Here is a 12,424-nt window from a genome sequence, read left to right as displayed (position 1 = left end):
CATATGCTACGTTATGTAGGAAAGCGCTTACTTATGATGCTGCTGACACTATGGGTGATTGTTTCACTAACTTTTGTTTTAATGGTTACGATACCAGGATCTCCATTTAATAGTGAACGTGGAACGAATGAAGCCGTTCAGGCAAATTTGGAAGCGCATTACAATTTGGATGAGCCTTATATTGTGCAATATGTTCTATACTTGAAATCTATTGCTACTTTCGATTTTGGTCCATCCATCAAACAACCATCGCAAACGGTAAATGATATGCTCGGACGGGGCTTTCCCATCTCTTTTGAACTTGGAATAATTACGATAATTGTCGCTGTTATATCTGGTGTGACTTTAGGTATCTTTGCGGCATTAAAGCATAATCAAATAATTGACTACTTAGCAATGGGCTTTGCTGTATTAGGTATTTCGATTCCAAACTTTGTGTTAGCTACCCTGCTTATTCAGCAATTGGCGGTAAATCTAGAATGGTTTCCAGTGGCAAGGTGGTTAAGTCCAACACATATGATTTTACCAGTTACCGCACTTGCTACTGGGCCTATGGCTATTATTGCTAGATTGACGAGATCGACAATGCTGGAAGTTTTAACGCAAGACTATATAAAAATGGCACGTGCTAAAGGGTTAGTACCATGGAAAATTATTTGTAAACATGCTTTAAAAAACGCGTTAATGCCTGTAGTTACGATTATGGGCACACTGCTAGCAGGAATTTTAACTGGTACGTTTGTAATCGAGAAAATATTCGCTGTACCGGGGATGGGAAAATATTTTGTAGAAAGTATTAATCAACGTGACTATCCTGTCATTATGGGAACAACGGTATTTTACAGTGCATTTTTAATTATCATGTTATTCCTTGTTGATATTGCATACGGCATACTAGACCCGCGTATAAAGTTCCATAAGAAAGGCGGGAAGTAATGAAAACAAAATGGGTGGATCAAGCAAGGCAAGAACCTGTTCAAGCTTCCGAGGTACCAGATGCATGGTTTGCGTGGAAAGAGCAGGATAAATCTGCATTAGAAGCTGTATCAAGACCATCTTTATCGTATTGGAAGGATGCTTGGAGAAGGTTAATTCAAAATAAACTGGCAATGACGGGATTCGTGTTTTTAGTGTTACTTGCTATTTTTGCAATATTTGCACCGATTCTTTCTCCTTATGAAGTTAATAAACAAGATTTACCAAACCAGTATCAGCCACCTTCTCAAGAACATTGGTTTGGAACAGATAATGGTGGTAGAGATGTTTTTACTCGTACCTGGTATGGAGCGCGAATTTCCTTGTTTGTTGGATTAATGGCAGCTTTAATTGATTTTACGATTGGCATTATATATGGCGGTTTATCAGGGTATAAAGGTGGACGAACTGATCATATTATGATGCGCATTATTGAAGTATTATATGGGCTTCCATATTTGCTAGTCGTTATTTTATTACTAGTCGTGCTTGGTCCGAGCTTAAGTACCATTATTCTTGCTCTAACCGTTACAGGATGGGTCGGAATGGCGCGAATTGTGCGCGGGCAAGTTCTACAAATTAAAAATTATGAATTTGTACTTGCCTCCAAATCATTCGGCGCAAAAACATCACGCATCATCCGGAAAAACTTATTGCCAAATACGATGGGTCCGATTATTGTGCAAATGACGTTAACCGTTCCTAGTGCTATCTTTGCGGAAGCATTTTTAAGCTTTCTTGGACTTGGCATTCAGGCTCCATTTGCTAGCTGGGGTGTGATGGCAAATGATTCCTTAGGCTCAATCCTGTCTGGGCATTGGTGGACATTGTTTTTTCCAGCATTCTTCATTTCTTTTACGATGTTTGCATTTAATGTATTAGGGGATGGGCTTCAGGATGCACTTGATCCGAAGCTGCGAAAGTAGGTGGACAGATGGAGACATTACTTGAAGTTAAAGACTTACACGTAACTTTTTCAACCTATGGTGGAACTGTCAAAGCTGTTCGAGGTGTTTATTTTCACTTGAATAAAGGAGAAACGCTAGCAATTGTAGGTGAATCAGGCTGTGGAAAGAGTGTGACCTCGCAAGCAATTATGCGGCTGATTCCAGAGCCGCCAGGAAAAATTATCAAGGGCGAGGTGATTTTTAAAGGTAAGGATTTAGCAAGCTATACCGAAAAGCAGATGCGCTCTATACGTGGTGTGGACATATCGATGATCTTTCAGGATCCAATGACAGCTCTAAATCCGACACTCACCATCGGCACACAACTTATGGAAGGCTTGCGAGAGCATCAGGCTGTTAGCGCAGAAGAGGCAAAAATAAAAGCTTTAGAAATGATGCATTTAGTCGGTATACCGAATCCTAAGGAACGCTTAAAGCAATACCCGCACCAATTCAGCGGTGGTATGCGGCAACGGATTGTTATCGCAATGGCATTAATTTGCGAGCCTGAATTACTGATTGCTGATGAGCCTACAACAGCATTAGATGTGACCATACAAGCGCAAATCCTTGAATTATTTGGTCATATTCAAGCAACGACAGGGGTGTCGATTATCCTTATCACACATGACTTAGGTGTCGTAGCTAAAATAGCAGATCGGATCGCTGTCATGTACGCTGGAAAAATCATCGAAACGGGAACGAAATATGACATATTTTATGATGCGCAGCACCCCTATACGAAAGGTCTGTTAAAATCGGTTCCCCGGCTTGATTTAAAGGAGGAAAGATTAACACCAATTGACGGTACGCCACCAGATTTATTCTCACCACCACGAGGATGTCCGTTTACACCGAGATGTCCATTGGCGATGGAGGTGTGTGATAAAGTTTACCCCGTGACGACTGAGCGCAGCAGATCACATCAAGTAGATTGCTGGTTACAGGACGAACGGGCGCAACAACTTTTGGCTCGTACAGCCAACCAATAAAAGGGGGAGAGTCGATGAAGAAGGGCTTGCTTTACTTAATGGGAGTCTTGGTATTTCTTGTTTTAGCTGCTTGTACAGCGAAAGAAAGTGCTGGTACAGAAGAGGAAAATGGAGCAGCAAATGAGAAGAAAGCGGAAGGGGAGAAGATCCTTCAGCTGAATAATGGGGAAGAGCCAACGTCTTTTGATCCAGCAATAGGGTTTGATAATGTTTCTTGGAACGCATTAAATAATTTGATGGAAGGGCTGACTCGACTAGGAGAAGACCATACACCGCAGCCAGCAGTTGCCGAGGAATGGGAAGTTTCCGAGGATGGAACAACATATACGTTTCAGTTACGTGAAGATGCTAATTGGTCCAATGGCGATCCGGTCGTAGCAGAAGATTTTATTTATGCTTGGGAGCGATTGTTAAATCCTGAAACAGGTTCATCAGCTGGATTTCTCGGTTACTTTATTAAAGGCGGAGAAGCTTTTAATAGTGGGGAAGGATCTGCAGACGATTTAGGAATAACAGCAGTGGATGAAAAGACACTTAAAGTAGAATTGGAAAACCCAACAGGATTCTTCTTACATGTATTAACAAATCCAGCTTTTTTTCCAGTAAATCATAAAGTAGCAGAAGAAAACCCAGAGTGGCATGCTGAAGCAGAGTCATTTGTTGCAAATGGACCGTTTAAGCTGGAATCCTGGGAACATGATAATGAGATGATGTTTACGAAAAATGAAGAATACTGGGATGTGGATAATGTACGCTTAGACGGCGTCCATTGGGTGATGGTCAATGATATTAATACGGAATATCAAATGTTTGAACGAGGAGAGTTAGATTCAGCCGAAATCCCTGCAGAATTATCCGATCAGGTAATAGATGGTGATAATGTGCAGATTGTTGATCAAGGTGGGTTAGAGTTTTATCGATTTAATGTTACCGAGGAGCCATTTCAAAATGCAAAGATAAGAAAGGCGTTCGCTTTAGCTGTTGATCAGGAAAATATCGCTGAATATGTCGTGAAAAATAAGGTGAAGCCTGCTCATGGGTTTGTCTCTCCAGGGTTTACCAATCCTAGTGGAGAAGACTTCCGTGATGTTAATGGAGAGATCGTTTCATTTGACCCAGAGGAAGCAAAGAAGCTATTGGAGGAAGGGATGCAGGAAGAAGGGTATGAGGAGCTTCCGAAAGTAACATTGTCCTATAATACGGAAAATGTTAATAAAGATGTAGCTGAAACAATTCAAGGGATGCTCAGTGAAAATATTGAGGTAGATGTGGAACTTGAAAACACGGAATGGAATGTTTTTTTAGAAGACCAAAAGGCTTTGAAGCACCAATTGTCCAGAAGTTCTTTTTTATATGATTATGCGGATCCAGTTAATTTCTTAGAGAGTTTTATTACAGGCTCTTATATGAATCGCACTGGCTGGTCAAATGAAACCTATGATGAATTAATAGTTAATGCAAAATCAGAAGCAGATGAAGCAAAGCGTTGGGAGTATATGTACGAAGCTGAAAAAATGCTTGCTGAGGAAATGCCGCTATTTCCAATTCGATATTATAATCAGGTAGAAGTATTACAAGAAGGAGTTACGAACATACTGCGTCATCCAGTAGGGTACCTTGATTTAAAGCATGCGGATAAACAATAACAGCATGAAGGGGACTTCGATAATATCATTTGATAGAGTCCCCTTTTGAAAAAAATGGGAGGGTAAATGGTGACTGAACAAACGTTTGATCAAACAGAGCGAGAGATTTATGTTGCCAGTGTTTCCGTAGCTACTGTATGGACAGATCCATCATCTGCTAGAGCGATAGATGAGCTTGCAATTAGCAACCCAGCTAACGTGGATGAATGGGTGAACCAACTAGATGATACACAAAAACTTGCGTTATGTGACGAAAATCGAATTCAAACGCAATTACTTTATGGAGAACGGGTCATGGTAACGAAGCGAACCGGAGATTGGGCTCACATTGTTATACCTTCCCAACCATCCCGTAAAGATAACAGAGGTTATCCGGGTTGGGTACCTGCTTGTCAAATAAAGAAAATGAATATCGCAGACTGGCAACAGCCAGTAAAAGCAGTAATTCGATCCTCATTCGCTTGGTTAACCTTTGACCATCAAGCCGCAATAAGTTTAAGTTATTTAACTATTTTACCAGTGAAAGCACATCATGAAGATGCGGTTACTGTCATTACACCACATGGTATTGGATATGTAGATACAAATGATGTCGAGCTATTTTCTAACATAGATGGTGTTCGATATGGGAATGGAGAAGCAATTGTAGCGGTTGCCAAAAAATATGTAGGTCTGGAATATTTCTGGGGCGGGATGAGTACTTTAGGCTTTGATTGCTCTGGTCTAGCCTATGCTGCCCATAAAGCAAATGGGTACCAGATTGCTAGAGATGCAGGGGATCAAGCGACTGCCGGAATAGAAGTTCCATTAGAGAAGCTTCGACCTGGTGATTTACTTTTCTTCGCCTATGAAGAGGGAAAGGGGCGAATACACCATGTTGGAATTTATAGTGGAGACGGAACAATGTTACATGCCCCACAAACCGGAAAAGGAATTGAAAAAATAAGCATTGCAAATACAATCTATGAAACAGAGTTATGTACTGCTAGGCGCTATTGGCGGGAAGGGGGCACGGTACAAAATGGCGAAAGTAATCCTCGAAGTGAATCGTCTGCAGAAGTTTTTTGAGATTAGCAGAAATCAAACGCTACAGGCAGTCAACGATGTATCATTTCAGATAAGTCAAGGTGAGACCTTCGGGTTAGTTGGAGAGTCTGGCTGTGGTAAATCCACTATCGGACGAACAATTCTTGGATTATATGATAAAACCGCTGGTGAAGTTCTTTATGATGGCAAGGACATCCATGCTTTAAAAGAAAATGAAAAATTCCAGCTACACCGGAAGATGCAGATGATTTTTCAAGACCCTTATGCGTCATTAAATCCGCGCTCTACAGTGCAAGAGATTATTTCTGAACCAATGGAAGTGCATCACATTTATCGCCACAAACAGGAGATAAAAGAACGTGTGTATCAATTATTAGAAGAAGTTGGGCTGCAGCGAGAGCATGCTAATCGATATCCGCATGAATTCAGTGGCGGTCAACGCCAACGGATTGGCATTGCTAGGGCACTCGCTTTAGAACCTGATTTTATTATTGCAGATGAGCCTATATCGGCATTGGATGTTTCCGTACAGGCTCAAGTCGTGAATTTGTTGAAAGAAATTCAAAGTGAAAAAGGGTTAACGTTTTTATTTATTGCCCACGATTTATCCATGGTGAAACAGATTTCTGATCGGATTGGAGTGATGTATTTAGGAAATTTAGTTGAACTTACTCAAGCAGACGTGTTGTATGAAAGTCCGCTCCATCCTTATACGAAGGCACTACTATCTGCGATTCCGATTCCGGATCCAGTAGTGGAAGAAAAGAGGGAACGGATTATATTGCAAGGAGAATTACCAAGTCCCATTAGCCCACCGAGCGGGTGTGTGTTTCGGACGAGGTGTCCAAGGGCAATGAATATTTGTGAACAACAAAAACCATCATTCCGAGAAATAGAGCCGGAACATTATGTTGCTTGTCATCTTTATCAATGATGAAGATAGCAAGCAACTTCGGCAAAACCGTGTATACTTAACATGATAAGGGGTTGAAGTATGTTTATTTAGGTAAAAACAGAATTACCCAATAATTACAGATGATGCATATCCCCGTTCTGGATATATACTTCGCGCACTTAGGGTAGCTAGTGAGCTTCATCACGCTAACGCACTGCACTTGCGGGGTCTAACCGTTGCCCTTCCTTTCGTAGGAGTCTTTCCGCAGCAATTTAGTATATCATTCGCCTTTGGAGTTAATAGCATCATTATGTCCCAACCTCATTGCATCTTTCTCTTCCTGTGAGGTGATTGCCCTCGCTTGGCATCCTTGTTGTGTTACGCTTTCTTTTATCCCGCATATAAAGGCTGTAGACTCCCGTTTTAGGAGTTGGATAATCTGTACAGCAACAAGCCTAAGTAAGATAACAGCTACCTAAATGCCCTATTTTGTAAGAGGCCTTTAGGTCATACCTATGGAACTAACAAGCTTGTGGGAGATGAACGAAAACCTCCACGGCTTGAAGATTCTCTTTATAAAAGACGATTGCCTACCCCCTCTTTTTCCCCTCTGGTCAAATTCAAAAGTTTGCTTCCTCCAATCATTACATTACCTAACACTATTATATTGTAAATTTTAACAATACATTGTCCTCGCCTAATTTTTGGTTCTATTTTAAAAAACTCATGTATATATATCTTAATAGGACTGCTAGATTAAAATCATGTTGAAGGGGGTAGGCAATGAAACCTAGCAAATATTCAAAGAAAAGCGGATCTAAAGAGTGGAAGAAACGAAACGCACTATTGATGAAAAAAGTAAAAGCCAAGCAGCAAAATTCTATGCAGCAAAAACAATTAGTAAGACAGCCGCTAGCAAATAAAAAACAATGGCTTGCGCCCAAAAAACCTTATTATTTACAAAAAAAGTCAAGGCAGCTGCTGTGGAAAGTTCCTTCTGCCATTTTGTTAGTTTGCTTAATCACGATTATCCTTGTGGTCCCAACATTAATTGTTGTTCCCTATAGTAAGGGTGACGAAAAGGCGGCGAAAGCTCCACCAACAGCACATCGTGACAAAGCTCCTAAGCAAGATATCGAGTTAGGTAATTCCCCTTTCTCTGTGTCTGTTATGCGCTCCGGAGTAAACAAAGTGGAAGGTATCCCCTTAGAAGAGTATGTAGTTGGTGTTGTAGCTTCTGAAATGCCGGCAGATTTTGAACCAGAAGCATTAAAAGCACAGTCACTTGCTGCAAGAACATATATCGTTAACCAAAAGCTGCATGGCGGATCTGCCAAGAAAGATTCCGATGTCACGGATACGGTCCAGCATCAAGTATATAAGGACGAAGGACAATTACAAAAGCAGTGGGGAAGTGATTTCGATTGGAAAATGAAAAAGGTGAAAGAAGCGGTTTCGGAAACAAAAGGAGAAGTATTAACATATAAAGACGCACCAATTACCCCTGCTTTTTTCTCTACTAGTAATGGATATACGGAGAATTCTGAGGACTACTGGGAAAATAAGCTGCCATATTTACGTAGTGTGAAAAGTCCCTGGGATGAAGAATCACCTAAGTTTTTAGATCAAAAGACGTTTTCATTACAGCAATTGGAGGAAACATTAGAGGTGGACTTACCGAATCAATTTCCGCTTCCTGTTAATATAACCCGAACAGACAGCAATCGTGTGGAAGAACTTCAATTAGCAAAGCATGCTTTCTCTGGCAGAAAAATTAGAGAAAAGCTAGAATTGCGCTCCAGTGATTTTACTATCGAACAAAAAAACAACCACTTTATCTTTACAACGAAAGGGTTTGGTCATGGGATAGGAATGAGTCAATACGGGGCAAATGGTATGGCGAAAGAAGGAAAAACCTATCAAGATATTGTTCAATATTATTATCAGGATGTAAAAATAAGCACGATCAATGATACAGCCCCAACTCTCGTCGCAAAATAGGCGAGGTTTTTTTATTCCGAACGTAAGGCGCCGCAAAACTCTAACTGTCCACTTATGTTAAATTAGGGGGATATTGAGAAACAATGGTTTTTAATAGGTTACTTCGCATGATTAGTAGTAAAATCTACCTTCTATCCTACGAAGTAAACTTTAGGAAGATAAGTTTAAGACCCAACTGCAAATCAAATGTTCAATTTAGTTAGAGTCGTTTTAGATTACTGTACTTAACCATCAGGGAAGGTACAGAACATGCAATTGGTGGAAAATTGACTTTATTTTTATAGTACAAATCACTAGCGTCGCATAAATGTTAAATGAATATTCGGATTATATTCTTAGATATAAAATGAAAAAAGTTAAAATACCAAAGTGAAGGTAGTAAACATCCATTTTTTTTACTATAGCTAGTGGCTAGTGCAACAGTTTCTTTAAAAGCTTTACGGAACGCTCTTTCCTTTGATTTTTCGAATCCAAATATAGGATGGTTTCCATAACGCTGCCTTTAAATAACGACTAATTTGTAAATAACTTCGCTCACTATTTGTGTTCAGTTGAGCCAGTACATTCAGACAATATACGATCATCGCAAGATACACTTGATTTTGGACTGTTTGTTCACTAAAACCGTAAAATTTTTTGATACTCAAATGTTGCTTCATCCATTTGAAAAAAAGCTCAATTGCCCATCTTGATTTATAAATCTCAGCAATTTCATCAGCGTCTAAGTCAAATCGGTTCGTCAACAAGCTAAGTTCATTTCCTTTTGTATCCAATAATTTCAATCTGCGAAATACATTTTCTGAACGATTTTGTGTGGTTCCAATGACAACCATTTCATCTGACACTACGTTTGAATTTACTTGTAGTGGAAAGGTTTCAAATACTCGTACTACAGCGTTCTTTCGCAGACGAGAAACAAAGAAATAACCCTCATCTGTCATACGATCGAAACGTTCATAATCTAAGTAACCACGATCAAAAACGTACATGCATGCTTTGTCATCAACCAAAACTTAATCGCATTTGTGATGACCGCTTGATCCGGATAAGAAAGGCCTTTTTCCATAAATACGAGTCGTAAATGATGTTTGACACCTGACTTTGTTTTGCGAACCCATTTATGGTTCGTTAAATTAAGTGGTAATGTACTAGAATCAATGATTTTTAATGGTGTTGTTATTCTTCTACGATTTTGGAAATCTGTTTTCTTATGGATATCAGAGACTAAATCCAGAAAAATCGTTTGAAAAAAAGCAGTCGGAACGTGATTCAATCTTCTTCCTAATTGTGAGAAACTGATGGAATCTAACTCTGTAGCCTGTTGTAGTTCATCCGAGAAAACAGCATCGCTAAGCGCTCGTAAGCTTTCCGTTTCATGAAGTTGAGCATACAGAAGCAATGACATAAATGAATCCATATGTAGCTTTTTAGTATAGTGATTTAGTTGATACTTTTTCACCTGTTCATTAAATAATGTTTGATTTATAGGTGATAACCATTGTTTAAATGATGTTTTTCGTGTAGACTTATCCATGGTGTTTGTCCTTTATATTGGATTTGGATAGGTTACTACCGCCAACCATTATAAAGGATTTTTTTATGGAAACAAAGTGTTTAAGAAAATTCTGTATTTTATATCGCATATGAATATTTTAATGCGACACTAGTGAGTACAAATGACAAACAAACACGTAAACAAGCTTCTATCATCAAGCTTTTCTTCACATAAAGTAGTTGGGTAATGTCTTTCGATTCTATTAAAGCGATATGTTGGATGCTCCCTAATATTTGCAGGGCTAAGCTGTGTATCTTCCATTTTAGACAAGTATTGAAAACGAATCTTCTTAATTTCCCCTTATTTTGCGAAAAAATACGGTAAAATCCAAAATATTTTTTGATAGATGTATATAAATTCCTTTTTCTGATCAGAATGATTGTTGAGGTGATGATCTTATGAAAGAGGAAAACAAAGGAACTTCAAAAAATAAGTGGAGTCGGATTTTTCGTAAAAAATGGTTCTTCCCAGCTGTCTATTTAACGATTGCCGCTGTATTGTTATCTGTTGTTGTTTGGTATCAAAACATAGACAATCAAGTACCTGATGCTCAAGAAGAAACAGATGAATTTATTCCAGCAGAGCATGGAGAAAGAGCTGAACCTGTGTTAGAACAACAGGAAACGATACAAATGCCTGTTACAAACCCAGAAGAAGCAGAAATCGTAACTAAATTTTATGATTACAATGCTGAACAAGAAGAGCAAGAACAAGCATTGGTTTTGTACAACAATAAATATTATGAAAGTGATGGAGTGAATATTGCTTCTGCGAGTGGCGAATCATTTGATGTTGTCGCAGCTTTAAGTGGTGAGGTTACAGAAGTGAAAGAAGATCCATTACTTGGAAATGTTGTTGTATTGGCCCATGAAGACGATGTAACCACCTATTATGCAAGCCTTGAAGAAGTAAATGTCAAACCAGGATCTGAAGTAAAGCAAGGTGACACATTAGGGATAGCAGGAAAGAGTGTATTCGCTAAAGACAGTGGAACCCATGTTTACTTTGAGTTACGCAAGAACGATAACGAGGTTAATCCAGAAGCGTACTTCAATCAACCAGTAAGTAGTTTGAGCAAAGTAACAGAGGAAAAATCTGAAGATGTAGATGCACAAAAAGAAGCGGAACAGTCTGAAAATGATGAAGCTGAAGGAGAGCAAGGAGACGAGCCTTCTTCTGAGGAAGCTGAAGATGCGAACGAAAAATCAGATAAAGAATCAGATGAAGTAGATAATCCAGATGCAACAGAAGAAATGGACCCAGAATTAAACAGTTAATGGATACGTCTGCTTATTGCTTCAGCAAGCAGGAGCGCCTTTGATGATCCAATCAAAGGCGTTTTCTATGTTTCTAGGTAAGCTTTAGTTGCTCCATTTTTATCCCGCTGTAAGACTCCAACTTCAGGAGTTGGATAATCTGTACACAAACAAGTCTAAGTAGGAGATAGCAGCACCTAAATGTCCGGTTCAAAAGCCTTAGTTCATACCATTACGGTACTAACAATCCGTAATGGATGAATGAAAAACCCCACGGATTGAAGTTTCAGTTTATCTTAGTTTTTTAGAATTGGCTTGTCTAGTGTGCACAAGGTGGTTTTTTAAGCATAATCCTTCTCCCATCATAATAAACTTATACAAACCAATAAAACAGAAGTGTCTGAGGTGAAGAGCATATGGGGATGTTAATCAGTCTGACAAACGTAGCTATTTTACTTTTTACAGGTTTAAAATACAGAATTTTTAATCTTTTTATTGATGGCAAGATTATACGTCTACATAAAATTTCAACAGGATAGGAGCCCTAACTTTCATTCAAACCAAATTATAAAACACCTGTCTCAAACGATCACCTCAGAAATATACAACTCAGGGAGGCGAACGGTGTGCATGATTACATCAAAGAACGAACAATCAGGATAGGAAATTATCTGGTGGAGACAAAAAAAACAGTTCGCGTTATAGCGAAGGAATTTGGTGTTTCTAAAAGTACAGTTCATAAAGATCTAACGGAAAGATTACCAGAAATAAATCCGGAATTAGCAAGCGAGGTAAAAAAAATCCTTGAACATCATAAGGCAATTAGACATTTGCGAGGGGGCGAAGCAACAAGGAAGAAATATAAAGTGGATGCAGAATCAGCAAAAAAAAGAGAAGTGAAGCCAGTAGGATAAGCATATCATTCCTCTTCTAGGAAAAGTATATACAGGATCGAAACGATATATGTAAGTAGCTGTTGTTCAGTGGAGGGGAAAAAATCACTTCCACTGAATTTGTTTTTTTATAAAGAGTATGCAGCATTTAGGTGGGTTCAAAGATAATCTTAATATAAGATTAAAGGAATTTTAGGTGAATGTTTTCCTTTCTTAT

At 39.0% G+C, this 12,424-nt stretch carries 9 protein-coding genes and 1 pseudogene; 9 read left to right on the top strand and 1 reads right to left on the bottom strand.

Features of this window, described 5'->3' with window-relative positions; all coding sequences use genetic code 11:
* The first annotated feature begins 3 nt into the window (after positions 1–3).
* From BKP57_RS08380 to spoIID, 7 genes are all read left to right on the top strand, one after another.
* On the top strand, positions 4–936 hold the full coding sequence (locus BKP57_RS08380; RefSeq protein ID WP_072741345.1) for an ABC transporter permease: 933 nt from the start codon (positions 4–6) through the stop codon (positions 934–936).
* Positions 936–1,901, top strand: a complete 966-nt coding sequence (locus BKP57_RS08375; RefSeq protein ID WP_072741344.1) for an ABC transporter permease — start codon at positions 936–938, stop codon at positions 1,899–1,901. The genes BKP57_RS08380 and BKP57_RS08375 overlap by 1 nt, the downstream gene beginning before the upstream one ends.
* Positions 1,902–1,909: 8 nt before the next feature.
* Positions 1,910–2,914, top strand: a complete 1,005-nt coding sequence (locus BKP57_RS08370; RefSeq protein WP_050350984.1) for an ABC transporter ATP-binding protein — start codon at positions 1,910–1,912, stop codon at positions 2,912–2,914.
* A gap of 14 nt (positions 2,915–2,928) precedes the next feature.
* Positions 2,929–4,560 (top strand): peptide ABC transporter substrate-binding protein, encoded by a 1,632-nt coding sequence (locus BKP57_RS08365; RefSeq protein ID WP_072741343.1) that lies wholly within the window; start codon positions 2,929–2,931, stop codon positions 4,558–4,560.
* 69 nt (positions 4,561–4,629) lie between these two features.
* Positions 4,630–5,628: a C40 family peptidase gene (locus BKP57_RS08360; RefSeq protein ID WP_232231365.1), complete on the top strand. Its 999-nt coding sequence runs from the start codon at positions 4,630–4,632 to the stop codon at positions 5,626–5,628.
* A complete protein-coding gene (locus tag BKP57_RS08355; RefSeq protein WP_050350987.1) occupies positions 5,582–6,541 on the top strand; it encodes an ABC transporter ATP-binding protein in 960 nt (319 codons plus the stop codon). Before BKP57_RS08360 ends, BKP57_RS08355 begins: the two co-directional genes overlap by 47 nt.
* Before the next feature lie 744 nt (positions 6,542–7,285).
* On the top strand, positions 7,286–8,503 hold the full coding sequence (gene spoIID / locus BKP57_RS08350) for a stage II sporulation protein D (protein ID WP_128743324.1): 1,218 nt from the start codon (positions 7,286–7,288) through the stop codon (positions 8,501–8,503).
* A 437-nt stretch (positions 8,504–8,940) separates the two neighbouring features.
* Here the strand turns inward: spoIID and BKP57_RS08345 are convergent.
* Positions 8,941–10,037: pseudogene (locus BKP57_RS08345) on the bottom strand (IS4 family transposase).
* A 419-nt stretch (positions 10,038–10,456) separates the two neighbouring features.
* Between BKP57_RS08345 and BKP57_RS08340 the strand changes: the two are divergent.
* Entirely contained in the window at positions 10,457–11,335 is an 879-nt protein-coding gene (locus BKP57_RS08340; RefSeq protein WP_072741342.1) for a stage II sporulation protein SpoIIQ, read from the top strand.
* A gap of 605 nt (positions 11,336–11,940) precedes the next feature.
* A complete protein-coding gene (spoIIID, locus tag BKP57_RS08335; protein ID WP_050350989.1) occupies positions 11,941–12,228 on the top strand; it encodes a sporulation transcriptional regulator SpoIIID in 288 nt (95 codons plus the stop codon).
* Positions 12,229–12,424: the final 196 nt, after the last annotated feature.

Origin of the sequence: Virgibacillus sp. 6R, assembly GCF_001895305.1 — a bacterium.
GTDB classification, from domain to species: Bacteria; Bacillota; Bacilli; order Bacillales; family Amphibacillaceae; genus Virgibacillus; species Virgibacillus pantothenticus.
Note: the sequence above shows the minus strand (reverse complement) of the source record. Positions and strands in the feature narration are given on the sequence as shown.